Origin of the sequence: Streptomyces sp. NBC_01622 (genome assembly GCF_045209635.1) — a bacterium.
GTDB lineage: Bacteria > Actinomycetota > Actinomycetes > Streptomycetales > Streptomycetaceae > Streptomyces.
Genome location: NZ_CP109293.1, coordinates 1,041,073 through 1,065,351 on the forward strand (window position 1 = coordinate 1,041,073; position 24,279 = coordinate 1,065,351).

Annotated in this window: 20 protein-coding genes and 3 pseudogenes; 15 read left to right on the plus strand and 8 right to left on the minus strand. The window is 69.0% G+C overall.

Features of this window, described 5'->3' with window-relative positions; genetic code table 11:
* Positions 1-66: 66 nt before the first annotated feature.
* The gene (locus OH768_RS04740; RefSeq protein ID WP_406450331.1) at positions 67-1,653 is read right to left on the minus strand and encodes an alpha-1,2-mannosidase; all 1,587 of its coding nucleotides are present in this window, start codon (positions 1,651-1,653) and stop codon (positions 67-69) included.
* Between the two features lie 789 nt (positions 1,654-2,442).
* On the opposite strand from OH768_RS04740, the gene OH768_RS04745 reads away from it, so the two are divergent.
* From OH768_RS04745 to OH768_RS04755, 3 genes and pseudogenes are all read left to right on the plus strand, one after another.
* Positions 2,443-3,948 (plus strand): GMC family oxidoreductase, encoded by a 1,506-nt coding sequence (locus tag OH768_RS04745; protein ID WP_406450333.1) that lies wholly within the window; start codon positions 2,443-2,445, stop codon positions 3,946-3,948.
* 369 nt (positions 3,949-4,317) lie between these two features.
* Positions 4,318-5,127, plus strand: a pseudogene (locus tag OH768_RS04750) (transposase); the annotation flags it as partial.
* 232 nt (positions 5,128-5,359) lie between these two features.
* A complete protein-coding gene (locus OH768_RS04755) occupies positions 5,360-5,587 on the plus strand; it encodes a transposase (RefSeq protein WP_406450335.1) in 228 nt (75 codons plus the stop codon).
* 606 nt (positions 5,588-6,193) lie between these two features.
* Here the strand turns inward: OH768_RS04755 and OH768_RS04760 are convergent.
* A pseudogene (locus OH768_RS04760) lies at positions 6,194-7,013 on the minus strand (IS701 family transposase); the annotation flags it as partial.
* Between the two features lie 167 nt (positions 7,014-7,180).
* Here OH768_RS04760 and OH768_RS04765 point away from each other — a divergent pair.
* From OH768_RS04765 to OH768_RS04780, 4 genes and pseudogenes are all read left to right on the plus strand, one after another.
* Positions 7,181-7,936 (plus strand): MBL fold metallo-hydrolase, encoded by a 756-nt coding sequence (locus OH768_RS04765; protein ID WP_406450337.1) that lies wholly within the window; start codon positions 7,181-7,183, stop codon positions 7,934-7,936.
* Between the two features lie 168 nt (positions 7,937-8,104).
* The gene (locus OH768_RS04770) at positions 8,105-8,587 is read left to right on the plus strand and encodes a winged helix-turn-helix domain-containing protein (protein WP_406450339.1); all 483 of its coding nucleotides are present in this window, start codon (positions 8,105-8,107) and stop codon (positions 8,585-8,587) included.
* Between the two features lie 53 nt (positions 8,588-8,640).
* The gene (locus OH768_RS04775; protein ID WP_406465140.1) at positions 8,641-9,168 is read left to right on the plus strand and encodes a transposase; all 528 of its coding nucleotides are present in this window, start codon (positions 8,641-8,643) and stop codon (positions 9,166-9,168) included.
* 75 nt (positions 9,169-9,243) lie between these two features.
* Positions 9,244-10,237, plus strand: a pseudogene (locus tag OH768_RS04780) (aldo/keto reductase).
* Between the two features lie 798 nt (positions 10,238-11,035).
* On the opposite strand, the gene OH768_RS04785 reads toward OH768_RS04780, so the two are convergent.
* Both OH768_RS04785 and OH768_RS04790 read right to left on the minus strand, forming a co-directional pair.
* Entirely contained in the window at positions 11,036-11,518 is a 483-nt protein-coding gene (locus tag OH768_RS04785; RefSeq protein WP_406450341.1) for a nuclear transport factor 2 family protein, read from the minus strand.
* Between the two features lie 384 nt (positions 11,519-11,902).
* Positions 11,903-12,913 carry an NADP-dependent oxidoreductase gene (locus OH768_RS04790; RefSeq protein WP_406450343.1) on the minus strand — a complete coding sequence of 337 codons (1,011 nt, stop codon included), beginning with the start codon at positions 12,911-12,913 and terminating at the stop codon, positions 11,903-11,905.
* A gap of 111 nt (positions 12,914-13,024) precedes the next feature.
* On the opposite strand from OH768_RS04790, the gene OH768_RS04795 reads away from it, so the two are divergent.
* Positions 13,025-13,618 (plus strand): TetR/AcrR family transcriptional regulator, encoded by a 594-nt coding sequence (locus tag OH768_RS04795; protein ID WP_406450345.1) that lies wholly within the window; start codon positions 13,025-13,027, stop codon positions 13,616-13,618.
* A 420-nt stretch (positions 13,619-14,038) separates the two neighbouring features.
* On the opposite strand, the gene OH768_RS04800 is transcribed toward OH768_RS04795, so the two are convergent.
* Complete coding sequence (locus OH768_RS04800) at positions 14,039-14,884, minus strand: helix-turn-helix domain-containing protein (protein ID WP_406450347.1); 846 nt, start codon at positions 14,882-14,884, stop codon at positions 14,039-14,041.
* A gap of 1,266 nt (positions 14,885-16,150) precedes the next feature.
* Between OH768_RS04800 and dhaK the strand changes: the two genes are divergently transcribed.
* The 3 genes from dhaK to OH768_RS04815 are packed head-to-tail and all read left to right on the plus strand — an operon-like array spanning position 16,151 to position 18,201.
* Complete coding sequence (gene dhaK, locus OH768_RS04805) at positions 16,151-17,143, plus strand: dihydroxyacetone kinase subunit DhaK (protein WP_388103305.1); 993 nt, start codon at positions 16,151-16,153, stop codon at positions 17,141-17,143.
* Positions 17,144-17,189: 46 nt separating this feature from the next.
* Positions 17,190-17,798, plus strand: coding sequence for a dihydroxyacetone kinase subunit DhaL (gene dhaL, locus OH768_RS04810; protein ID WP_406450349.1), 609 nt, complete (start codon positions 17,190-17,192; stop codon positions 17,796-17,798).
* Positions 17,791-18,201 carry a PTS-dependent dihydroxyacetone kinase phosphotransferase subunit DhaM gene (locus OH768_RS04815; protein ID WP_406450351.1) on the plus strand — a complete coding sequence of 137 codons (411 nt, stop codon included), beginning with the start codon at positions 17,791-17,793 and terminating at the stop codon, positions 18,199-18,201. The genes dhaL and OH768_RS04815 overlap by 8 nt, the downstream gene beginning before the upstream one ends.
* Before the next feature lie 48 nt (positions 18,202-18,249).
* Here OH768_RS04815 and OH768_RS04820 read toward each other — a convergent pair whose 3' ends face one another.
* Complete coding sequence (locus OH768_RS04820; RefSeq protein WP_406450353.1) at positions 18,250-18,888, minus strand: TetR/AcrR family transcriptional regulator; 639 nt, start codon at positions 18,886-18,888, stop codon at positions 18,250-18,252.
* A gap of 143 nt (positions 18,889-19,031) precedes the next feature.
* Between OH768_RS04820 and OH768_RS04825 the strand changes: the two genes are divergently transcribed.
* Entirely contained in the window at positions 19,032-19,793 is a 762-nt protein-coding gene (locus tag OH768_RS04825; RefSeq protein ID WP_406450355.1) for a glucose 1-dehydrogenase, read from the plus strand.
* Positions 19,794-19,825: 32 nt separating this feature from the next.
* Here OH768_RS04825 and OH768_RS04830 read toward each other — a convergent pair whose 3' ends face one another.
* Positions 19,826-20,569: a glycoside hydrolase family 75 protein gene (locus OH768_RS04830; RefSeq protein WP_406450357.1), complete on the minus strand. Its 744-nt coding sequence runs from the start codon at positions 20,567-20,569 to the stop codon at positions 19,826-19,828.
* A gap of 392 nt (positions 20,570-20,961) precedes the next feature.
* Here OH768_RS04830 and OH768_RS04835 point away from each other — a divergent pair, with 392 nt between their 5' ends.
* The 3 genes from OH768_RS04835 (at position 20,962) to OH768_RS04845 (ending at position 23,665) form a co-directional block, all read left to right on the plus strand.
* Positions 20,962-21,957: a fibronectin type III domain-containing protein gene (locus tag OH768_RS04835; protein WP_406450359.1), complete on the plus strand. Its 996-nt coding sequence runs from the start codon at positions 20,962-20,964 to the stop codon at positions 21,955-21,957.
* 21 nt (positions 21,958-21,978) lie between these two features.
* Positions 21,979-22,932 (plus strand): LysR family transcriptional regulator, encoded by a 954-nt coding sequence (locus tag OH768_RS04840; RefSeq protein ID WP_406450361.1) that lies wholly within the window; start codon positions 21,979-21,981, stop codon positions 22,930-22,932.
* Between the two features lie 187 nt (positions 22,933-23,119).
* Positions 23,120-23,665: a hypothetical protein gene (locus tag OH768_RS04845; protein WP_406450363.1), complete on the plus strand. Its 546-nt coding sequence runs from the start codon at positions 23,120-23,122 to the stop codon at positions 23,663-23,665.
* Positions 23,666-23,727: 62 nt separating this feature from the next.
* Here OH768_RS04845 and OH768_RS04850 read toward each other — a convergent pair whose 3' ends face one another.
* Entirely contained in the window at positions 23,728-24,264 is a 537-nt protein-coding gene (locus OH768_RS04850) for a PadR family transcriptional regulator (RefSeq protein WP_406450365.1), read from the minus strand.
* Positions 24,265-24,279: the final 15 nt, after the last annotated feature.

Below are 24,279 nucleotides of genomic sequence, written 5' to 3' on the forward strand. Positions count from 1 at the left end.
GCGGCCTGATCAATCGACCACGGTGTTGCGACGACCTCTCGAACTCGCCGGTGTGGCGATGGGGCTTCAGGAATTCTTCAGATATGCGGCCAGCTTGGCGACAAGCCGGGCGGCGTCGTCCAGGCCGCGGGCCGTCTCGCCCAGGTCGCCGGCGAGCAGCTTCTGCAGGGCTTGCCCCGCTTCCTGGCCCTCTTGCCGACCGGCGGTGTCGGACCAGGGGCCGGGGACGGTCGTACCCCGGTATCCGACGGGGTCGCCCCCGCGGGACGCGCGGTAGCCGGTGAAGTCGGCGGCACCATGGGCCGGCCCGGCGGCGACCTCGGCGGTGAGGAACTGGACCCGGGAAAGCTGGGTCTGCTCGGAGCCGTGGTTGTCGGTAATGCTCAGGCGGTAGCGGGCGTAGGACGCGGGGGAGGCGACGGGGTACTCCTTCGTCTCGTATCGCTGCCTGAAGTCTTCGCGGGTGCGGGAGTCCACGGTCGTCCAGTGACCGCCGTCGTGCGATCCCTGGAGCTCCCACTCCTCCGGATCCCGTTCGGGGGCGTCGTTCGCCGAGGTCAGCCGGTAAACGGTGACCGCGGCGGGGTACTCAAGGGTGAAGTCCAGCACGGCGGTGTCACCGTCCGCCAGCCACTTGCTCGGGGACTTGCTGAGCAGGTTCTCCGCGACCTCACCCGCCGCGTAGAACTCGTCGCTCGCCTCGACGTCGGCGACCGTGCGAGTGATGTCCCGCAGTTCGCCGACGGGTTGCCGCACCTCGGGCGTGCCGGCGGAGTTCACGCGGCTCAGGGCGACCGAGGCGGTGGTGCCGCGCCGGTCGGTCCAGGACACGCGCTCCACGGGCGCCCCTCCGTCGTCGAGCAGCAGCCGCAGCTCGCCAGAGGGGGACCATGCGCCGTCGTGTCCCTCCTCGGTGGAGAACCGGTGCAGCCGGGCCCCGGTCGTGCCTTCGGGGTAGGCCCAGCGGTCGGTGAGCGTGCCGCGGTACTCGGTGACAGCACCGTCGACAGTCCTGCGGTGTCCCAGGAAACGGGACAGGTCCGCGCTCAGCCCGATCGCCGCCTCCGATCCGTCCGCCCCGCGCCAGGAGAGGTGCGCGGGCATGACACGCTCACCCGTGTCGATGTGGAGAAGCAGTCGGGGAGCGGACTGCCAGGCGGTGGAGCCGGAGGCGCGGACCTCGGCACTGAAGGCGACGACGGACCGGTTGGCCGCCCGGGCCGCCATGGCGCGCTCCGCCCGGTCCCGGTCGTGCGTGGGAGCCACGGTGACGGCACGCAGGCGCAGCAGTGTGTCCGCGCCCTCGGGGCTGCGCACCTCAAGAACGTTGTCGCCGGCGGCCAACAGTTCCCCCGGCGCAGTGAGGACAGTGTCCTGCGGGTCGCTGTGCCCCCGGTCCGCCGGTATCGCCAGCCGCTCCGCGAGGGTCTTGCCGTTGAGCAGGACGTCCATCGGAGCGCTCGCACCGAGAACAGTCACCGTGACGACGGCCTCGTTGATCTCCTCCCGCTCGCCCACCGTGAAGTCCACCTTGATGTGACCGCCGGCGCCCAGCGCGAGGTGTGAGGGGGCGATGCCGCAGCGGTGGTGGGTGACCACGGCGTTCGAGAGTTGGGCCGGGCTGGTGGAGAAGTCGGCGAATACGGGTTCCATGCGTGTCCCTACGTCGTCCGGGGCGTACCAGTAGTACCGGTCGCGATGTGTACGCCGCGGCCTCGCGGCCCGTGGCTCGCAAAACGTACCGGGAGCCACTGACAACGCGCCGCGCACACCCACGAGTTGAGTGCGTGGGGGTGCCACCAGGCCATGTGGGCCCGGTACTTGGTGAGTTGGTGAGGGTTCTGACCCGGGTGGTCCTCAACTCGGCGAGCGGCGTGTTCTCCACCCAGTGGTCCACCTGCCGTCCTCGCTGTCGGCCCAGGTTGACGCGGCCATCGGCGGGATGGGGCCGTCACCCGTGGCAGGGCAAGAACTTGGTCTGCGCGTACGAGCAGCCTGCCGCAGTGCTGTGTGCCGCCGGCTCTCCCGCCATCTGCCCGCCCGTGCACGAACCGACGTATGTGCTCCTGCGTTGTCATCTGGCGCTCAGGTTCCGAACGGACGTCACTGTGGTTCAAGTGCGTGCTGTGTCGGTTTTCCTAAGCTTCGACGGCAGACGACAGACGGCAGTGTGCGGATCGGGCGTGCCCAGGCTCGCCGGATCAAGGTGATCGTTTGCCACTGGGTCACTGGAGCCCGCTCGCTGCTGATCGGCCGGTTCCACACCGTCTGCGCACCGAGCCCGGACTCGGCTGGGCAACCGACAGGACTGACGCGAAGACAAAACCACTTTAACTTTTAGGCCCCTTTAGTACATAAGCGTAATCAGCCCCTTGATCTTCGAGGCGCTGATTCTCTGAAATGCGGTGGTCGGACAAGGCTGCCGTGGAAAGCGGAGACATGATGAGCAAGAGTCCTTATGACTATGTCGTGGTGGGAGCGGGCACAGCGGGATGCGTGATTGCCTCCCGGCTTTCGGAACGCCCCGGCGTGCGGGTGCTGCTGTTGGAGGCCGGAGCCCGGGACGCAACCGAGACGATGGCATCTCCTTGGGGCTTCCTGGGGTTCGACCCGTCATCCCTCTGGCTGGGCGCCTCGACCTTGCAGGCCGGTACAGGCAGGGCCGCTGACGTACTGCGCGGCAAAGCGCTCGGCGGATCGTCGAGCATCAACGGCCTCTATCACCTGCGGGGGCACCGCTCCGGTTACGACGAATGGCCCGGCCTCGGTGCTCCAGGCTGGGGTTTCGACGATCTGCTGCCCTATTTCCGCCGCAGCGAGAGCACTCGCAGCCGTAATGCCTCCGTGCGGGGCACGGACGGGCCGGTCGTGGTCGCCCCGGTCCCGGAACCCCATCCCCTGGCCACGGCGGGCGTCGACGCCGCGGTGGAGGCCGGGTTCGCACGCGCCGATGACATCGGCAGCGGGCTGGAGACCGGATTCGGGTGGAGTGACATGAATCTGCCCGGCGGCGCCCGCCAGAGCGCGGCCGACGCTTACATCCGTCCGTTCCTCGACCGGCCGAACCTGGACGTCGTCACGGACGCGACCGTGCAGCGGCTGCGCACCACCGAGGGCCGCTGCACCGGCGTCGAGTACACCATCGGTGGCGAGCACCTGTCCGTCGACAGCGCCGAGGTGGTACTGACCGCAGGAGCCATCGGCTCCGCACACCTCCTGATGCTGTCAGGGATCGGCCCGGCACAACACCTTGAGGAACACGGCATCGACGTCGTCGCCGACCTGCCGGGAGTGGGCTCCCATCTGCAGGACCATCCGATGGCGGGCGTGGTGTACGAGGCCATCCAGCCCGTACCCTTCGTTCCTGCCAACCCGCCGGCTGAGATGATGGGCCTGCTGTACAGCGACCCCGCCGCGGCCCGGCCGGACCTTCAGGTCTACATCGTCGCCGCACCGCTCCCGTCGGCATGGGGCCAGCCGCCGGCCAACGGCTACTCCATCGCTTTCTCCGCGATGGCTCCGCACAGCAGCGGCACCGTGCGCCTGACGGACGCCAATCCCGGCAGCGCTCCCGTCGTCGACCCCGGCTACCTGAGCGACGACCGTGACCTGGAGATCATGCGCAAGGGCCTGGCCTTTGCACGCCGCATCGGGGAGGCCGACGCGTTCGCCGACTGGCGCAAGCAGGAAGCGGTGCCGGGCTCCGGGACGACCGGCGAATCCGTGGACGAGTTCATCCGCAAGGCCACCGGCCCCTACTTCCACTACACCGGCACCTGCCGCATGGGAGCCGACGCCGATGCAGTCGTCGACCCTGCGAACCTGCGCGTGCACGGAATAGCCGGACTGCGGATCGCCGATGCCTCGGTGATGCCGTCCATCCCCTCGGCCAACACCAACGCGACCGTCTACGCCATCGCCGAACGGGCCGCCGAACTGATCGACTGAGCCTTCTTCAGCGCCCACGGCGCTTCCACAACACGCTCATCCCCGACGCCTGGACCGCCGGCAACTGGTCGGAGTCTTCAACCAGCTGCCGGCATCCTCCTTACAACTCAAGGCGGCCGGCGAGCTCGACGGGTCCAGGGCCTGTGTGGACGGCTGCCACATACGCACGAAGGAGAAGGGGAGCTGACACCGGCCCGCCGTCGGTCGGCCAGCCGAAGTCGGGCAGGAAACACCGCCTGATGGTGAGCCACGGGGCGGAGGATCACCTCTCAGCTCACCGGGAACCGCCGAGATCCTTAACCCGGTGTATTCAGCGGAATTGGGTGATCCGACGCCCCGATAGCAGAAAGGTGCCGTTGACCTGCGAGGATGCGAGTGTCTAGGTCGTATCCGTGGCAGAGAGCAAGGAACCTTTCCGGCAAGCACCGCAGCCGGCTGGCGGGACCGTGCCGGGGTGCTGGTGCACCTTGCGATCGCGATCGTGCTGGGGGCGGCGAACTTATCGGAGGCCGGGCAACTCCAGCTGCATCACCGACCGTTGTTCGGGCTTGTGGCCTCGGACTCCACCGCGCGGCGCACGCTGGCCGTGCTCGACGGGCCACCCTGGCGAAGATCACGAAGGCGCGGGCGAGGGTGCGTCGGCATGTGTGGAGTCTGCTCCATCTGCGGCCGGGCGGCTTCCCGTGGCTGACGGTGGCGGGAAAACGGCTGACCGGCTGGATCATCATCGACATCGACGCCACCATCATCACCTCGGCGTCGAAGAAGGCCGGGGCGGCGGTCACCTTCAAAAAGACGTTCGGGTTTCACCCGCTGGCCGCGTGGTGCGCGAACACCACCGGGTCCTTGGCCATGCTCCTGCGACCGGGCAATGCAGGTGCGAACACGGTGGCCGACCACCTCGCCGTACTCACCGAGGCCATCGCCCAGATCCCCGGCTCCTCGGCCGCGAAGATCCTCGTCCGGGTGGACGGCGCCGGAGCCACCCACGGGCTGCTGGAGTACTTGGAAGCCCTGAACACCACGCGGCGCACGGTGCGTTACACCGTCGGCTGGAAGATCACCGATGACGACGAGAAGGCCATCGCCCGCCTGACCGAGGCCGCCTGGGAGACCTCCGTGCACCAGGACGGCAGTCTCCAAGAAGGCTACTTCGTCGCCGAGTTGACCGGTGTGAACACCCATGAGGGCTGGCCGGAGGGCATGCGGCTGATCGTGCGCCGGGTCCGTCCGACCCGGCGGCATCTGAAGAAGCTGACCGCGTTCGAGACCAGGACCGGCTGGCGCTACTGCATCACCGCGACCAACATCGGCCGCATGTGGGGCATCGCCGTCTCGGGCCACGCCCAGTTCCTGGACGTACTGCACCGCGCACACGCCGGCGTGGAAGACCGGGTGCACCAACAAAGCGATGGGCCTGGACAACTTGCCCTCCGCCTCCTGGGAGGTCAACCGCGGCTGGATGCTCGCCGCGAACATCGCCGCCGATCTCGACGCATGGCTGCGGCTGCTGGCCCTGCACGAGATCGACGACCTGGCCGACGCAGAGCCGGCCACCATGCGCTTCCGCCTCTATCACCTGCCCGCACGCCTCGTCGACCACGCCCGCCGCCGCCGGCTGCGGATCGAGCGGACCTGACCCTGGGCCGGAGCGTTCACCACCTGCTGGCAGCGGCTCACCGCCCTCCCAGACGTCACCTGATGACCGGTCGCCAACCCCGACGAAGACCAGGAAGGAGCAGGACCAGCACATTCCGGGAGCCGTGGACCCCGGCGCAGCCGCAGCGATACGCGAAGGCCCCGCACGCGATCGCGCGGAACAAACGGGGCGAACCGGTAGCCCGCTCAGGCAATCAGAGCCGCTGACGAATCGAGGCTAAGCGGCCCCGCGGCCCGGCAGCACCCAAGGGTGCGGCCGCCGCCCCCGCGGGAGCACCCTGCCGATTTCTTACCTGTTCCGCTTGCTTGGAGTGCACTCCAAAGCCATAGCGTTGAGGGCATGCCTGTATCACTAGGGTCTCACCGGCGTCCCGGAAGACTGCCTACTGAGCTTGAACTCGGGTTGTCGTAGCTGCTGACAGGGCTTGATCGTCGCGGTACGCCGGTGTCATGAGGTATGCGCAGGGCGGGGGCGTGAGCGATGAGCGCCGGCAGTTCCGCGAAGAGATCCGGATGACGGCGGCCGAGCGGTTTGCTGTGGGCGAGCCGAGTTCGGTGGTCGCGAAGGAGTCTCGACGGATGCCTCGCCGGAACTGGCGGATCAGCAGTTGACGGCTGCCGGGGGTGGGGGCGGCCAGGTCGATGACGGCCCAGTCGTAGAAGCGGTGGCCCTTCGCTCCCGCTCCGGCGGACAGCTTCTGCCAGGCCCGCTTCGGCAGCTTCTTGGCCAGGGCGTCCGCGCGGAACTTCCTGGCCTGGGTGGTGACTTCGTGGGAGCAGGCCACGGCGAGGACGTAGCCGGTGCCGCGTTCCTCCAGCGCGGCCCGCAGTTTCGGGTTGCCGCCGTCGACCTCGTCGCCCGCGACCCACGAAGCGTCGTGGCCGGCGTCCAGGAACCGGGTGATCATGCGGGTGGCAAGTTCCGGTTTGGTCGCGAAGGCGGTGTCCTCGCCGAGTCCGGCATCCCGGCAGCGACCGGGGGCGGCCGTCCACGAGCGCGGGACATACAGTTCCCGGTCCACCGCCGCGTGCCCGCTCCGACCGGCGTAGACCAGGTAGACGGCGACCTGGCCGTTTTCGATCCTGCCCGCGGTGCCGGTGTATTGGCGCTGGACGCCGACCGTGCCGGTGCCCTTCTTCACGTCCCCGGTCTCGTCGACCACCAGTACCGCCTGGGTGTCGTGCAGGTGCTCCACCACGTATTCCCGCGTGTCGTCGCGTACCCGGTCGGCGTCCCACTTGGCCCGACTGAGCAGGTGCTGCATGCCGTCCGGGGTGGTCTCCCCGGCCCACTCTGCGATGGTCCAGCAGTTCTTACGCGGCAGGTCCGACAGCAACCCGAGCACCAACTTCCGGACCCGACGCCGAGGTTCGACCCGCGCGAACCGTCCCGCTGTCCGGCCCATCAGATGATCGAACATTGCCAGCCAGCGGGCTGGGTCTACGCTGCGACCCGCGGCCATCGCCTGAGCATTCGTTGTCTTCACAAACCACGATGATCACCGGTGGCCGCACCAGTCTGTGTAACCGGCTGTCCTTCTGAAATGAGCACATGCCGGCCAGCGGGTCTCGTATGGTGAAGACCATGCGGATCACTGTGCTGGGGGGCTGTGGTGCGTGGCCGTCGGCTGGTCTGGCGTGCAGTGGTTTCCTCGTGGAGCACGAGGACTTTCGGCTCGTCATCGACCTCGGATACGCCGCCCTCCCCCGGCTGTTGGAGCATACGGCTCCGCACGGCGTCGACGCGGTGCTGATCAGTCATGGGCACCCCGACCACTGTGCCGACCTGAACCCGCTGCTGCGGGCCAGGGCTCTGGACGATGACCCGCCGCCCGCACTACCGGTCTTTGCCCCACCCCGGGCTCTCGATGCGGTCCTCGCCCTGGACCGGCCGGGAATGCTTGACGCCTCCTACCTGCTGCACGAGTTCATACCGGGCGCGCAGTTCGAGATCGGTCCGTTCGAGGTAGCCACGCGGTCATTACCGCACTGGGTGCCCAACGCGGGCATCCGGCTGACGGCTGGTGGGCGGCGGCTGGCCTACACCGGTGACACCGGGCCGTGCCCCGACATCACGGACCTGGCGCGGGATGCCGATGTACTCATTGCCGAGGCCACCTATGCCGAGGAAGTGCCCGAGCACTCCGCGCAGTACCTCTCCAGCGCGCGGCAGGCCGGCCAGTACGCCGCTCAAGCGCATGTGGGTCGCCTCTTGCTCACCCATCTGTGGCCCGGATCGGACCCACATGCCTCCGTGGACGCTGCCCGCCGGGCATACGAAGGCGGCATCACGGTCGCTGACAGTGGTCTCGTCATCGACCTCCACTGAGACATCCAAGTCCATCGCCACGCTGAACAAGACCGGTGAGACCACTTCCTGAGACCGGACACCCACACCGACCAGCACCATCACGATCTACCACTGGAGTACTACTGACCTTCAAAGCGTGGTGTCGTGAGGGCTGACAGCTGGTGATCCCGGCGGTATGCCGTCTTCATGAGGTACGCGCAGGGTGGCGGGCTGACCGCCGAGCGTCGGGCGTTTCGGGAGCGGCTTCGGGCAGAAGCGGCTGAGCGATTCTCGCGAGGTGAGGACACTGCCGTTGTCGCTCATGACCTGCGGGTCACTGTCCGCTCGGTGCAGCGCTGGCGCAGAGCGTGGGCCGAGGGTGGGACGCGGGCTCTTGCGTCGAAGGGACCGGCGTCCCTGCCGCTGCTGAGCGATGAGCTGTTCGCGGTCCTGGAGCGGGAGTTGGACAAGGGCCCCCTCGCACACGGCTGGCCCGACCAGACCTGGACTCTGGCACGGATCAAGACCCTGATCGGGCGACGGTTCCACAGGAGCTACACGATCCAGGGCGTCGCGGCCCTGCTCAAACGGCACGGCTGGACCTGCCAGATCCCCGCCCGCCGAGCTGTCGAGCGTGACGAGGCGGCGGTGGCCGGCTGGGTGAAGGAGACCTGGCCGCGCGTGGAATGACCGTGGCGGCGCTCGACGCCTGGCTCGTCTTCGAGGACGAGGCCGGGTTCTCGATGACGCCGCCGACCGCCCACACCTGGTCCCGCCGCGGCCGCACTCCCGTCGTGCGCGTACGGGGCCGCTCCCGCCGACGATTATCCGTCGCCGCCCTGGCCTGCTACAAACCCGGCGAACGCTCCCGGCTGATCTACCGGCCCTGCCCGGACGCCCGCCCCGACGGACGCAAAAGCTTCTCCTGGAAGGACTACCGCGACCTGATCCGGACCGCACACCAGCAACTCGACGGCCCGATCGTGCTGGTCTGGGACAACCTCAACACCCACCTGACGGCCGGGATGCGCCACTACATCGCCGAACGGGACTGGCTCACCGTCTACCAACTCCCGCCCTACGCACCCGATCTCAACCCGGTCGAGGGCATCTGGTCGGTACTGCGGCGCACCACCACAGCCAACCGCGCCTTCGCCGACCCGCACGACCTGATCACCGCCGTCCGGCGCGGCTTACGCCAGCTCCAATACCGCCACGACGTCCTCGACGGCTGCCTCACCGGCACCGGACTGGCACCCGCCTCACCATGACGACATCGCGCATTCAAGGTCAGTAAACACGAAATAAGAGGGAGCCAGACGACCGATATCCCAGGAGCATCTCTAATGCAACAATGCAGACTAGGAAAACACCTCGAAGTCTCGGCTCTCGGGCTCGGCTGCATGGGCAGGAGTTTCTTCTACGGTCAGCCACAAGACACAGACGAGATGACGAAGCTGCTGCGGGCGGCCGTTGACCACGGCGTGACTTTCTTCGACACTGCCGAATTCTACGGCCCGTTTACCAATGAGGACCTGGTCGGTCAGGCGCTGGCACCGGTCCGCGACCAGGTGGTGATCGCCACCAGGTTTGGAATCAAGCACGGCGAGCACGGGCCGACCCCGATGTCCGGGGTCGACAGCAGACCCGAGCATATCCGCCAAGTTACCGAGGCCTCGCTCAAGCGTCTTCAAACCGAAAGCATCGACCTGTTCTACCAACACCGCGTCGACCCCAACGTGCCCATTTGAAGACGTGGCCGGCACGGTCAAGGAGCTGATCACCGAAGGCAAGGTAAAGCACTTCGGCTTGTCCGAGGCCGGTACCGCGACGATTCGTCGCGCCCACGCCGTGCAGCCAGTAGCGGCACTGCAAAGCGAGTACTCGCTCTGGATGCGCGAGCACGAAACCGAAATCATTCCGACCTTGGAGGAACTGGGCATCGGTCTGGTGCCCTACAGCCCGCTCGTCAAAGGATTTTTGACCGGCAAGATCGATTCCAGCACGTCGCTGGCCGACAACGACCTCCGCCGCCTGCTTCCGCGCTTCAGCCCTGAAGCACGGCAAGCCAACCAAGTGCTGGTCGACCTGCTGCAGCAGATTGCCGACGACAAAGGAGCCACGCCGGCCCAGATCGCTATCGCCTGGGTGCTGGCGCAGAAGCCATGGTTCGTGCCGATCCCCGGCACCACCAAGCTGTACCGCCTAGAAGAGAACCTGGGCGCACTCGACGTCGAGCTGACAACCGGCGACCTACATCGGATCGAAGAGGCCGCGGCCAACATCCGGATCCAGGGCGAACGTCTCCCTGAGCAGTTGCAGTCACGGTTCGGCCGCTGAACCCCGCCCGACTTTCTGGGCGTCCAGACCAGGATCCAGATTGGCGAAGGCCGAATTGCGATCTGCCAGGTGGCTGGCCCAGGCCGTGTCGGGAATCCCGTCCGCAGAGAATCCGCGCAAGCCAACGTCTACCCACGGACGGAACGTCCTGGGCGTCAGCCAGCGCACGTTACTGGACCGCGCGTCCTTGGCCCGGGCAGCGGGCACTTCCACTACCTGCCCATGCCGTCCGATCGCTTCCCGTATCTCAATCGGACTCACCGACACGTACCGCTGCTTGACCGCCCACGAGTACAAGCGACCCAAAGCGGCGAGGCCACGGTTCCAACGCGCTCCGCCCACCTTCTGCGGATTTTTACAGACCTTGTGCGCCAGTCCTCGAAATCCCATAGATCGCCGGAGGTTGCTTCATCCCACTTCTTTCCGCGGCTCCACAAAGAATCGAAGAAGACGCAGTAGTCGGTCGTATAGTTCCGCTTGGTCTCCGGATCAAGCCGGGCAAAAGACGAACGGGTCAGAAAATGGCTCAACCGTCCGTCGATCTGGCAGTTGGGCGACAGCAAGATTGGGGTTCCCGGACGGATCCCCGCACGTACCTCACGCGCCTCCAGATCCTCCCAGTCACCCAGAGCCGGCACCCGGATCGCCTCGACGACCCGCTGCGCCGGCACCCAGTAGACACGCCACCGTGACACCATGAACCTCCCTGTTGGCCTGCATCAACGCAGATTCAACAGGGAATTGCAGACCAGCGACATCACAGTTGCCCTGGACCGATACCTCAGCAGTCGCTGAGCTTCACGCGGCGTTGTCCAGACCGACGAACACCTTCGCGATACGCCACGCGCTTTCGGCATGCCGCAGAGTGAACGTGTAGAAGCCGGTCGCGATCACGGTCGCGCTCCCGCCCGCGTTCGACGTCAGCATCAGGTAGGCCCCCACCACTGCCGTGTCGGCGTCCGCACGGCGGAAGACCATGTTGATCAGGTTGTGCCTTCGTTGATCGGTTTGCGCTTCCGTCGTCTCTCGCACCAGATCGAGAATCGCCGCGTGTCCGACGAAGGGGCCCTGCTCGACCTCACCGGCGATGTTGGCCGTCCAGGTGGCGTCTTCGGTCAGGACGCCCGCCAACGTCACCAGATCTCCGTGATCCAGGGCGAAGGCGTAGCGTGCCAGCGTCTGCTGCACGGCGAGCCGCTCTACAGGGTCGAGTTTCACCTCTCCCGCCGGCGTTGTGTTGAGGTGGCTGCTTCCCCAGCCGAAAGCCGCAGTTGTCGTCATATCAAGCCTCGCTCATGCTCGGTTGTCGGGTGGAAGATCGGGCGCACAGCGCGCACAGCGACAGCGGCCGCCCGGGGTGCGCCGGGAGGGCGGAGGGCGTGACATGAGCGGCGTACCGCCTTGCGACCGACCGCTCCACCGTCGGGACGCCGGACCGCTGCCGCTGGCCAGTGATGTCGCCCTTCTGCCGGCATCAGGAATGCGACCGTCTCGGCGATCTCCTGCGGTGGACCGAGCCGACCCGTGCGGTCGGCTCGGTCCACCGTTGCGAGCATCGTGGCCGCGCGGTCGCCAGGACGCGCCCCAAGTTCTCCGCGTCGGCGTCTCGATGGCCGCCGGTGCCTCGCGGACGGGCGCCGGACGCGTCGGTGAAACGGCTCGTTCCTAAGCGACCGAGAGTACGATCTTGCCCTGGATGTGCCCTCGGGCGGCGCGTTCGTGCGCGGCCCGGGCATCCGCGAGCGCAAACGTGCTGTCGATCGCGACGTGGATGGTGCCCGCGTTGAGCAGGCGCCCCAGTTCAGCGAGTTGCGCGCCGTTCGAGCGGACCTGGGCGCTCGAGACCGTGACGCCGAGCTTCGCGGTCTCTTCTTCATCGAAGTCCCCGGGGAGCACGGGGAACTGGGCGCCGCCGCGCTTGAGCGTGCGCAGGAAGCGTTTGCTGTCGGGGCCACCCACCGTGTCGAGAACGAGGTCGACGTCGTGCACCACTTCCTCGGGACGACTCTTGGTGTAGTCGATGAACTGGTCGGCGCCGAGTTCGCTCAGGAACGATTCATGCGCGCCCGATGCCACCGCGATGACACGTGCGCCCTTCCATTTCGCCAGCTGTAGTGCGAAGTGGCCCACGCCGCCCGCGGCACCGTTGACGAGCACCGTCGTGCCGGCGTCGAGTGCCGTCGGGTGATGCCCTGCCTCCTGGAAGGGCGAGGGGTGATCGTGTCCGACGTCGATCAGGAACTGCCACGCGGTGAGCCCGGCCATGGGCGCCCCGGCTGCGTGTACGTGGTCGATGCCGGCCGGCTTGTGTGCGAGGTCCGTCGCGGGAGCGGCCACGTACTCGGCGTATGCGCTGCCGTTGAAGCTGGGAAAACGCAGAAGACCGAAGACTTCATCACCGACGGCGAGGCCGTCCACGTCCGCGGCGACAGCCTCGACGACGCCCGACATGTCCGTCCCCGGAATCACCGGCAGGCTGACCGTCGATTCCGTCTCCCCGGGCATCCTGGTCAGCCCGCCGCGCAGGTACCAGTCCGGAGGATTGATGCCGACCGCGTGAACGCGGACGAGCACTTCGCCCGGCCCCGGCTCGGGAATCGGCACCTCGTCGTAACGCAGAACTTCAGGGCCACCGTGCTCATGGAGCCGGACCGCCCTCATCGTGTGTGTCGGCATCGTTTTCTCCTGCCCGCGCCGCGGGATACGCTTATCCGGATCAGCGATCCATATATGTGGACCACTGATCCGAATATATGGACCACTGATCCGGATAGTCAAGAGGGACACATGCGGGCCGACGCCAGGAAGAACCGCGACCACCTGCTCGCAGTAGCGGGCACCGCCATCACCGAGCAGGGCGTCGACGTGTCACTGCGCGACATCGCGCGCAGGGCCGACGTCGGGCTCGCGACGCTGCTGCGTCACTTCCCGACGCGCGAGGCGCTGCTCGATGCGCTGCTCCGCACGAGCTTCGACGAACTGACGGCACAGGCAGCCGAGCTCGAAACGTCGAGCTCACCCGAAGACGCTCTCGTTTCGTGGCTACGCGACTGCGTCGCGTGGACAACCGAGTATCGGGGCGTGACCGTGCTGATGGCAGCCGCCATCGAGGACACCGAATCCGCACTCCACGCTTCGTGCGTCACCCTGCGCGCGGCCGGTGCGCGGCTCCTCACCCGTGCCCAGGCCGCGGGCGTGGCGCGGAGCGACATCGATGGCACCGATTTGTTTGCGCTGGTGGCCATGCTCGCTTGGCTCGGCGACCAACACTCGCTCGCGCCACGCGCCGACCACCTCTTCGAGGTTGTCGCGAGCGCGATTCTGACGAGCGCAGGGAGCAGCGACACCGAGGAGGAACGCCGTCCTCGGGCCCGCAGCTGAAATCGTCGCGCACGCGGACCGGCGAACTCGGCAGGAGCGGTTCGATGCCGAGTTCGCCAAGCCGGTCAAGGACACCGGCATCGAGGCGCGCGCGATGGCTGACCACTGCACCAGATCCGCCACAGCACCCTGACACACGACGCCGAGGGCGGCACCTCCCCCCGACGCTCCTGGCCCGCTCCCGCCACGCCTTCGTCCGCTTCTTGGAGCGGTACGCACGCCCCAGCGTCGACGCGGTCGCCCGGCACGTCGCCGAACGCGACCCCGATGCCCGACGGATGCGCTGACGCCTCAAGATCAACAATTGGCGGCTTCCGGGCTCACCTCGGCGACACCCCAAAACGGTGAACCACACCACCACCTCAGGGTCAGCAGTCCACGTCTCGTGAGACATGCGAACCGCGAAGAACACCCCTTTGGTCACGCGCTTTCGGCCGGCCCGTGGCCCGGCGGGTGCCTGTTCGGCGAGAGCGAGGCTGCTCCGATCGAGCGGGCGTACTCGGTGGGAGCCTGACCGTAGCGCTTCTTGAAGGCCCGGGTGAAGTGGCTGCCGTCCGCGAACTGCCAGTGTGCGGCGAGTTCCGAGATACTCAGGCGACCTGACGGCGCGGTGAGGGCGAGCCGGGCCTCTTGCAGTCGCCGGTGGCGGATGTAGGTGGCCACCTGCTCTCCCACCGCGGCGAATGCCCGGTGCAACGTACGGACGGAGACGTTGAGTTCACGCGCAAGCATTGCCGGAGAAAGTTCGGGATCAGCGAGCCGGCGGTCCGCGAGGTCCTTGGCTGCCCGGGTGAGCGCGGGAGCCAGCCGAGGTTCTACGTCGTCGAACCGGCCCTTCATCACCGCCTTGGCCAGCTCGATCAGGGTGCTGTGGGCGGCTTCCACACCGGCCGGGCCGAGGTCGGCCACGGTTATGTGGATCATGTCCGTGAGGGCCGTCAGCAGGCGTATCTCGGCAGAATCCGCCGACCCGGTGATGACCCGGTTCCCGAGCAGGGGTTTGAGCTCGCCGGGGGGCAGGACGAAGAACTTCGCCGTGAGGTGAGCCGACGTCTCGAAGGCCGTCAGGCGCCCGAGGTGCCGAATGAGGAACTGCCCGGCCGATACGGTCTGGTCGCCGTAATCGGGTGGGCCGCCCAGAGTCCATGCGCCGCGCTGCACCACGTACATCGCCACCAGATCCTGATCGCCGCCCGGGATCTCCGCGGTCCGGGTTGCCGACGCGGCGTGAAGATCGGCGATCGCCGCGCCCTGCACCTTGGCCACCTGACCCTTGACCCGGAAGTCACCGATCGTGTCCGGGCTGAAGGCCGGCAGCTGGAAGACATCGTCGCCGATCTGCGTCTCCCACCCGCGCCGGAAGGTGTCCAGTCCCCGCGGTGCGGCACCCGGGTCGGTCGAGTCCACTGAGAACACCCCACGCGCGCCGTCGACCTCCGCTCCAGTGCTGATCACCAGTCTCCGATCCCCCCAAATTCATTGCTCCAGCGCCGTCCTGTGGTGCTCGTGTTCCGTACGGATGTTGCCGTGGTTCAAGTGGGCGCTGTGCCAATGTTCCTACAGACGGCCCGCGTGGTAACGGTCGAGGGTCGGTCCGCGACGGTCTTCAAGGAACTGCGGACCTGTCGGTTGACAGATGTGCTGGTGACATGGCTTCCTCGCCCGACCAAGTGACCGGGCCTGGGGGCCGGTTGTAGTCGCGTGGCTGTCCGCTTGCTGATCTTGTGGTGCCATGCCCGGTAGAGCACGCGGCTGAATATCTGGACACCGAGACGGATCGGCACCGGCGCCGGGTCGCCGTATGGAGGTCGGTCCAGGGTGAAATCGCCTGCCCCGTACCGGATCTCTCTGCCTTCGTTTGGCAGGCTTCGCGGCCGGCTCGCGTGTTCATGCCCCGGAGCAGCGGTTCGACTCGCGCCCACTTCGTTGCGGTGCTGACTGCCGAACGAGATGAACGTATGTGGGCGGGCTTGCGCGAGGCGTGGGGCGAGGCCTGGCAGAACACCGGGCGCATCTTTACCCAGGAGGACCATGGACCTCGGTCGACCCTGCTCCCTATCTCTGAGGTGATATGACCACCGCAATCTCAACGGGACTGCGCCGACAGTTGCATGGCGCCACTTGTCAGAAATTCCCGTCCCAGTCCCGGAAATACTGGAAACCCTCCCGGACAAGTACTTGATTGACGTGGCGCAGCACATTCGCCCGGGCAGGGCCCTCATCATGGCCAGCCGCACGGCTCGCGGGCAGGGCAGCCCCGGGCAGCCAGGCACGCCCATGAGCGTCCCAGCTCGTGACCTTCGCTCCCGCAAGGTCGATACTTCCCATAGAGGCCCTCCCACCGCCTATCACCTGACCAACTCCAGAGACCTGACGACCCGTCACCAAAGTCGGCATTAGGTCAGCATCAGCCCCGCCAGAACTCACTTCCGACCGCCATGGACCGCCAAGATCGATGACCGACACAACCCCTCTCTGACCAGCAAAAGTGCAGGTCAGGAGCACATCTGCTAGCCTTGCCAGGAGGTACCCATGAAGATGTTGATCAACGTCGCGGAAACCGTGGTCACGGACGCGCTGCGGGGCATGGCTGCCGCCCACCCCGAGTTGACCGTGGACGTCGAGAACCGGGTGATCGTACGGCGGGACGCTCCCGTGGCCGGGCAGGTCGCGCTTGTTTCCGGTGGCGGGTCGGGGCACGAGCCGTTGCACGGTGGGTTCGTGGGTCCGGGGATGTTGTCCGCGGCCTGTCCCGGCGAGGTGTTCACCTCCCCCGTGCCGGACCAGATGGTGCGCGCCGCGGCGGCCGTGGACAGCGGGGCCGGGGTGCTGTTCATCGTGAAGAACTACACCGGGGACGTCCTGAACTTCGACATGGCGGCCGAGCTCGCCGAGGACGAGGGCATCCAGACCGCCAAGGTGCTGGTCAATGACGACGTGGCCGTCACCGACAGCCTCTACACCGCGGGACGGCGCGGCACCGGCGCCACGCTGTTCGTCGAGAAGATCGCCGGTGCCGCCGCGGCCGAGGGGCAGCCGCTGGACCGGGTGGCGGCGATCGCCCGGCAGGTCAACGAGAACTCGCGCAGCTTCGGTGTCGCACTGAGCGCCTGCACCACCCCCGCCAAGGGCAGCCCCACCTTCGATCTGCCGCCGGGCGAACTGGAGTTGGGCGTCGGCATCCACGGCGAGCCGGGCCGGGAGCGGCGGGCGATGATGACCTCCGGCGAGATCGCGGACTTCGCCGTGCACGCGATCCTGGAGGACATGGCGCCGAGCAATCCGGTGCTGGTCCTGGTCAATGGCATGGGCGCGACCCCGCTCCTGGAGCTGTACGGCTTCAACGCCGAGGTGCACCGGGTGCTCGCCGAGCGCGGGGTCGCCGTCGCCCGCACACTGGTCGGCAACTACGTCACGTCCCTCGACATGGCGGGCGCCTCGGTGACCGTGTGCCAGATCGACGAGGAACTGCTGCGGCTGTGGGACGCGCCGGTGAAGACGCCGGGACTGCGCTGGGGCGTGTGACACGTCGGCGCAACCGGCCAACTCACCCACCACGCAAGGAGATCCAGTGCTCGACGCCGACTTCTTCCGCCGTTGGATGACGGCGACCGCCGCCTCCGTCGCCCGCGAGGCCGAACGGCTCACCGACCTCGACTCACCCATCGGCGACGCCGACCACGGCGCGAACCTGCAGCGCGGGTTCACCGCCGTGGCGGCCACCCTGGAAAAAGAGGCACCGGACACCCCCGGTGCCGTCCTCACCCTCGCCGGGCGACAGCTCATATCCACCGTCGGCGGCGCCTCGGGGCCGCTCTACGGCACGCTGCTGCGCCGTACCGGCAAGGCGCTCGGGGACGCCGCCGAGGTGAGCGAGGAGGAGTTCGCCGGCGCGCTGCGCACCGGAGTCGACGCGGTCATGACCCTCGGCGGTGCCGCGCCCGGTGACAAGACCATGATCGACGCGCTGGTCCCGGCGGTCGACGCGCTGCCAGAGGGCTTCGCCGCGGCGCTGGCCGCCGCCGAAGCGGGCGCCGTGGCCACCATTCCCCTTCAGGCCCGCAAGGGCAGGGCGAGCTATCTCGGGGAGCGGAGCATAGGGCACCAGGACCCGGGCGCCACCTCGTCCGCGCTGCTGATCGCCGCACTCCAGGAAGCCGCGGAGGCCGACGGTGAGTGACGAGAAGCTCGTGGGCATCGTGCTGGTGTCGCACAGCGCCCAAGTCGCCGCCTCCGTGGCCGAGTTGGCGCGCGGACTGGCCGGCTCGGGCACGGCCGTGCCGCTCGCTCCGGCCGGCGGCACGGAGGGCGGCGGGCTCGGCACCAGTTCGGAACTGATCGCCGCCGCTGCCGCGTCCGTCGACCGAGGCGCCGGGGTCGCCGTCCTCACCGACCTGGGCAGCGCCGTACTCACCGTGAAGGCCCTCCTGGCCGAGGGCGACGAACTCCCGGCCGGTACCCGCCTGGTGGACGCTCCGTTCGTCGAGGGCGCGGTGGCCGCGGTCGTCACGGCGTCGACGGGAGCGGACCTCGACGCGGTGGAGGCGGCGGCCATGGAGGCGTACACCTATCGGAAGGTGTGAGGCACACAGCGGCTGCCGTCAGCCGAGTACGCCCTGCGGGAGACCTCCCTACGAGACCCCTTCCGCCGCGATCGCCAGCGCCGCGCGCAGGGCCTCCGCCACCTCGGCCTCCCCCGTCGTCGCGTCCGTCGCGGTCCCGGGCGGGCTCCACGCGAACCGTTCGACCGCCGCGCGCAGTGCCGCGTTGAGCATCGCCGCCTGGATCATGGGGCGCAGGTCGCCTGCGGGCAGGCCGGCGCGTTCGGCGAGTGCGCGGGCGAACGCCGGTTCCGCCTCGTCGTAGGTCTGGAGCCAGATCGCGCGCAGGCCAGGTTCGGTGCGGGTGAGGCGTACCAGCGCGCTGCCGGTGGCGCCGTCGGGGCCGGTCGCGGCGAAGAGGCCGGTCGCGAGGTCCGGGGCGAAGAGGTCCTCCAGGGGGAGGCCGGGCGGCCACTCCCGCAACCGGGCCGCGATGACGTCGATACCGGCCGAGAACAGCGGCCGTACGCAGCTCTCCTTGCTCGGGAAGTAGCGCCACACGGTGCGCGCCGAGACGCCGACCGCCTGTCCGATCTGCTCGCCGGTGGTCGCCGACACGCCCTGGGCGACGAACAGTTCCACCGCGGCCCGGGCGATCTCCAGCCGGATTTCGGCCTTGCGCGCCTCGGTGAGCGGCGGTCGTCCCGTGCGTCCGCTGGATACGGTCATCAGTTCCCCTCCGGCTGCGGTCGTGACCTCCCGGGATTCTGCACCATGACCCGCCCGCCGACTTCATGTCACTCGCAGACATTAAGTCGTATGGTGAGTGCACAACGGGCGCGGAGCCCTCGCACGACGAACAGGAGCACCTCATGACCAGTGGACTCGACGGACGCAGCGTCATCGTCACCGGAGCGGGTTCGGGCATCGGGCGCGCCGCCGCGCTCGCCTTCGCCGCGGAGGGCGCCAAGGTCGTGGTGGCCGACCTGAACGCCGACGGCGCCGAGGCCGTCGTCAAGGAGATCCAGCAGGCGGGCGGGATCGCCGTCGCGGTCACGGGCGACCTGAGCGAGCAGACGGTCGTCGACGAGGTCACCGCGACCACCGTGGAGCGGTTCGGCGGGGTCGACGTCCTGGTGAACAACGCGGGGATCATGGACCGGATGTCGGCCCTCGCGGACGTGGCCGACGCGGAGTGGGAGCGGGTCATCCGGGTCAACCTGACCGCGCCCTTCCTGCTCACCCGGGCCGTGCTGCCGCACATGCTGGCCGCGGGCCGGGGCGCGATCGTGAACACCGCCTCGGAGGCCGGCTTCCGCGGCAGCGCGGCGGGCGCCGCCTACACGGCGTCCAAGCACGGCGTCGTCGGCCTGACGAAGTCCCTTGCGGTGATGTACCGCAAGCAGGGCATCCGCGCCAACGCCATCGCCCCGGGCGGTACGGCGACCAACATCTCCGTGGACGCCGACCGCGAGGCTCTCGGTCCGGCGGCGCTCGCCCCGCACTTCGTCAACGTCGGCCGCGTGGCCCAGCCGGAGGAGCAGGCCGCCGCGATCGTGTTCCTCGCCTCGGACGCGGCGAGCAACATCAACGGCGTGATCCTGCCGGTCGACGACGGCTGGTCGGCGGTCTGACGCCCCCTCCGGAGGACTCGGCGGGCGGCAGCCTACGGCCCCGCCCGCTCGACCGCTCCTCCCCCTGCTCCCCCTGTTCCCCCTACGAACAGCCGGGCCAGCCGCTGCCCCTTCTCCACAGCGGCGGCGTGGTCCTCGATCGGCTTCACCCGTGAATCCTTGAACACGATGTAGGTGACCCCTGCGTCCGTCCCGCCTCCGCGCGGATCGGCGCGGATACCGAGGCCCTTGGCCGTGGCGTACGAGGCCTCGCCGATGATGTCGTGCGGGCCGACGTCCCCCACGACGGCGTACTGCACCCGGTCCCGGTAGACGACGGCGGCGACCGAACCGCCGCCGATCCGGTGGTCCCGGTGGTTCCAGAGGGCGCTGGCGGCCGGGACCACGATGTACGGAAGCCGCTCGGCGTCCAGATAGCGGCCGTCGGACTGCTGGTACGCCGTCATCGCCGAGAAGAGCGGGTCGGTCCGCGCGTTGCAGCGGGCGCCGGCCTGTCCGTCGCAGTCGATGTCCATGTCGGCCTTCCAGTAGACGGCCTCCTTGGTGCCGCAGACCGGGATCGACGCGGGTTCCCCGTCGTCGGTGCGGTACTCGCCGCGCGAGACGGGGGCGCAGTCACGCACTTTGGCCAACAGGTCGGCCGCCGCCACATCGCCCTCGCGCAGCGCCGCCGGCCCCGCCTGGGGTCGGACGAATGCGGCGGGCGAGGCGGGCAGCGTGGTCGGGGCGAGCAGGGCGGCGCCGGCCGCGACCAGCGTCAGCGTCTGGACACGCACGATGAGGACCCTCTCCTGGGGGATCTGACGGACACTCGGCCCACCCTGGTACCGGCCCGATCACGCGGCCACTGATAGGGGGCCGGACGGTGCACGCCCCCGAATCCCGGCGAGTCCAGGTCACTCCCGACGGGGGCCGGGGGCCCGAGCCATGTCGGCTCCGGCCGCCCGACCGCCCGCGCCGGCGCGGGATCAGCGACGACAGCGGTCCGCGCCACCGGCATGAACTCCCCACTCACAGGGGTGAGTTCAGCCGTGAGGAACTCAGCATACGTAACGTTCGCGACCGATCTTCAACGGCGCCCCTCTTGATGCGATTGCCCCACCCGCGCCATATTGGTCCGGACCTTTCAGCTCGTGTGATGCCCGTGGAATGCCGGGGAGGCAGAATCGTGCGACGCGTCCGGGCCACCCTCGTTCTCCCCCGTGCCGCCCTCACCTGTGCCGCGCTCCTGCTTCTCGCCTCCTGCGCCACGGGTGGCGACGGAGACGGCCACGCGCCCGGTGCCCCGGTCGGCGTCACGGCCGCGGCGGGGAGTGCGACCAGCGTGCACGTCATGTGGGACGCGGTGACGGCGAGCCCGAGTGTCGGCACCTACGAGATATATCGGGGCACCACGAAAGTGAAGGAAGTACCGGGTTCCGAGCACATGGTGGACGTCACCAGGCTCAAGCCCGCGACCATATACGCCTTCACCGTGCGGGCCCGGGACACCGACGGCCGCCTGGGACCGCGCAGCCGGGAGGTGACGGCTCGGACACCGGTCGCCGTCGCGGCCGACCACTCGGCACCCACCCGCCCGAGCGCACCGCAGGGCCGGACCATCGGCAGCCGGGCGGTCCAGCTGTCCTGGGGCGGCTCCACGGACGACCGGGGTGTGGTGTCGTACGACATCTACCAGGGCGGGGCGAAGATCCACAGTGTGGGCGGCGCCCAGACCGCGACCGTGGTCACGGGGCTGCGGCCCGGCACGCGCTACTCCTTCACCGTGCGGGCCCGGGACGCCGCCGACAACCTCTCGCCCGCGAGCACGGCCGTCCCGCTCACCACGGCGCCGGGCAGCGACGACGGGCGGGGCACCGCCCCCAGGGACTTCAGCGCCAAGACGCACCGGGGCGACGACGGGGCGTACTACATCGACCTGTCCTGGGTGCCGCCACGCACGGACGGGGTGGTCACCGAGTATCAGATCAACCTCGACGGGCAGTCGGCCACCTCACTGGTCTGGGGCGGGACCGCGCCGCGCGACCGGGCCACATACAGCTTCTACGTGGGCCGGGGGGCCGGGGACAGTCATCGGGTGCGGCTCAGGGCGCGGCTGCCGGACGGTACGTGGGGAGGGTTCTCGGCGGAGCGGACGGTGACGACGGGCGAGGCCCGGCCATAAGTGAACCGTAGGATTCCGTTCATGGTCCATGGGAATTCCAATGGCTCGGCGAACTCCGCCCCGGCCGCCGCCGCACCGCTCGACCTCTCCCTCCTGCGCACATTTCTCGCCGTGCACCGGGCCGGTTCGTTCACGGCGGCGGGGCGGCTGCTCGGGCTGTCGCAGCCCACGGTGACGACTCAAATCCGCTCGCTGGAAGGCCAGTTGGGCCGGGAGCTGTTCGAGCGGCGGTCGCGCGGTGTCGTGCCGACCTCGGTGGCGGACCAGTTGGCCGCGCAGGTCGCGGCGCCGCTGGACGAGCTCGCCGTCGTGACGGACCGCGGCGCCCTCGGCGCGGACCGGTCGCCCGAGCCCGTGCAACTGGCGGGACCTGCCGAGCTGCTGTGCACCCGGGTACTGCCCGCCCTGGCACCGCTGACCGGGGAGGGTGTACGGCTGCGGGTCAGCCCGGGGCTGACGGACGACCTCCTCGACGGGCTGCGGGGCGGCCGCTACGACCTGGTGATCGCCACCGCCCGGCCGCGCGGGCGGACGCTGACCTGGGAGCCGCTGGCGGACGAGGAGTTCGTGCTGCTCGCCGCGCCCGCGTGGGCGGAGCGCATCGGCACCGGGCGGGTCGCGGCGGAGGGGCCCGCCGCGCTGCGCGGGGTGCCCCTCGTGTCGTACGCGGAGGATCTGCCGATCGCCCGGCGCTACTGGCGGCACGTGTTCGGCACCCGGCTCGGCGGGCAGGCCGCGATCACGGTGCCCGATCTGCGCGGGGTGCTGGCGGCGGTCGTGGCGGGTGCCGGGATCACCGTGCTCCCCCGGTATCTCTGCCTGGACGAGCTGGCGTCCGGGACGCTGGTTCCGCTGCTGACGCCCGAGGACCCGCCGATCAACACCTCGTATCTCACCCGCCGCCCCGGCTCTCCGGACAACCCGCACGTCACGCTCGTACGGGAGCGACTGCTACGGGCGGCGCCCGCCTGGTGAGTGCGCGCGTGCCCCCTGGCCGCGTCTCGTCCCTGAGCCGGACGAAGGAATCCGTCACCTGCCCGGTCGCCGTCCGCATGCGGGACGGGCCGAGGGCGCGTTGGCTTCCTTGGAGGCAGCACGGCCGTTTCCCGATCCCGGCGGCGCAAGGGATGTTCCGCCAACCGTGCCGTTGGAGGGCAGTCCCATGCGCACTTCTCAGCTACTACTCCGCTCCGGCCTGACCGTGGCAGCCACCGCCGTTCTCCCCCTCGCCCTGACCGCCGGCCCGGCCGGCGCGGCTTCGGGGATCTCCGTGAGCACGACCGGGACCACCGTCTCGGTCACGACCAGCGCGTGCTCCCAGAACCGCACCACCGGCGTCTGGGGCACCGGCTCACTGCTCACCAGCAGCCAGGCGAGCTTCGCCGAGGGGCGGAAGGCGACCCTGGCGGGCACCACCGTCAGCCAGTCCACCGCCTGGACGAACGTCACTCCGGGCACCTACACCGTCATCGTCATGTGCCAGAACGCCAGTACGCCCGCGGGCACCCAGTCCTTGATCGTCTCCGCCGCCGCGACCCCCAAGGTCACCGCCACGGCCTCGCCCTCGCGCGGTGTCATGGGCGGGCTCGGCGGGGCCACGAAGGACTACGGCCCGCTCACCCTGGCAGTCGGCGGGGGCCTGGTGGGAACCGGTGTCATCGCGACGGCCTGGTTCCTGCGCAGACGCGCGAAGCCCTACCGACTCTGACCGTCCCCACGTCCCCACGGATGAGGGGCCGCCCGGTCATCGGGCGGCCCCTCACACACGTCCTACGGCAACTCGGCGAACTCCTCGATCGCGTGCGTGAGCCACTGCGTCCAGAAGGTCTCCAGGTCGATGCCCGCGCGCAGCACGAGATGCCGAAGCCGGTCCTGCGGGCTGTCCCTGTCGGGCGGGAAGTCGTGCTTTTCGATCTCCTCGTACTCCGCCAACTGCCGCCGGTGCAGGTCGAGATGGCGGCGCAGGTCGGCCTCGATGCCGTCCGTGCCGACCACCGCAGCCGCGCGCAGCCGCAGCAGCATCGTGTCGCGCAGCGGCTTGGGGTCCTGGGCGGACGCGGTCCAGCGGGCCAGTTCGGCGCGGCCCGCGGGCAGGACCTCGTAGGTCTTCTTCTGGCCGCGGGCCGGCTGCTCGGGCGCGAGCGCCCGGATCTGGCCCTCGGCCTCCAGTTTTCCCAGCTCGCGATAGATCTGCTGGTGCGTCGCCGACCAGAAGTAGCCGATCGACTTGTCGAAGCGCCGGGTCAGCTCAAGGCCCGAGGACGGCTTCTCCACAAGGGCGGTGAGGATCGCGTGCGGGAGTGACATGGGGTCATCCTAGGG

Bases quoted from the DNA above. Each gene is read 5' to 3' on its own strand.
- OH768_RS04740 (WP_406450331.1), bottom strand. From the start codon at position 1,653: ATGGAACCCGTATTCGCCGACTTCTCCACCAGCCCGGCCCAACTCTCG.
- OH768_RS04745 (WP_406450333.1), top strand. From the start codon at position 2,443: ATGAGCAAGAGTCCTTATGACTATGTCGTGGTGGGAGCGGGCACAGCG.
- OH768_RS04755 (WP_406450335.1), top strand. From the start codon at position 5,360: ATGGGCCTGGACAACTTGCCCTCCGCCTCCTGGGAGGTCAACCGCGGC.
- OH768_RS04765 (WP_406450337.1), top strand. From the start codon at position 7,181: ATGGTGAAGACCATGCGGATCACTGTGCTGGGGGGCTGTGGTGCGTGG.
- OH768_RS04770 (WP_406450339.1), top strand. From the start codon at position 8,105: ATGAGGTACGCGCAGGGTGGCGGGCTGACCGCCGAGCGTCGGGCGTTT.
- OH768_RS04775 (WP_406465140.1), top strand. From the start codon at position 8,641: ATGACGCCGCCGACCGCCCACACCTGGTCCCGCCGCGGCCGCACTCCC.
- OH768_RS04785 (WP_406450341.1), bottom strand. From the start codon at position 11,518: ATGACGACAACTGCGGCTTTCGGCTGGGGAAGCAGCCACCTCAACACA.
- OH768_RS04790 (WP_406450343.1), bottom strand. From the start codon at position 12,913: ATGCCGACACACACGATGAGGGCGGTCCGGCTCCATGAGCACGGTGGC.
- OH768_RS04795 (WP_406450345.1), top strand. From the start codon at position 13,025: ATGCGGGCCGACGCCAGGAAGAACCGCGACCACCTGCTCGCAGTAGCG.
- dhaK (WP_388103305.1), top strand. From the start codon at position 16,151: ATGAAGATGTTGATCAACGTCGCGGAAACCGTGGTCACGGACGCGCTG.
- OH768_RS04820 (WP_406450353.1), bottom strand. From the start codon at position 18,888: ATGACCGTATCCAGCGGACGCACGGGACGACCGCCGCTCACCGAGGCG.
- OH768_RS04825 (WP_406450355.1), top strand. From the start codon at position 19,032: ATGACCAGTGGACTCGACGGACGCAGCGTCATCGTCACCGGAGCGGGT.
- OH768_RS04840 (WP_406450361.1), top strand. From the start codon at position 21,979: ATGGTCCATGGGAATTCCAATGGCTCGGCGAACTCCGCCCCGGCCGCC.
- OH768_RS04845 (WP_406450363.1), top strand. From the start codon at position 23,120: ATGCGCACTTCTCAGCTACTACTCCGCTCCGGCCTGACCGTGGCAGCC.
- OH768_RS04850 (WP_406450365.1), bottom strand. From the start codon at position 24,264: ATGTCACTCCCGCACGCGATCCTCACCGCCCTTGTGGAGAAGCCGTCC.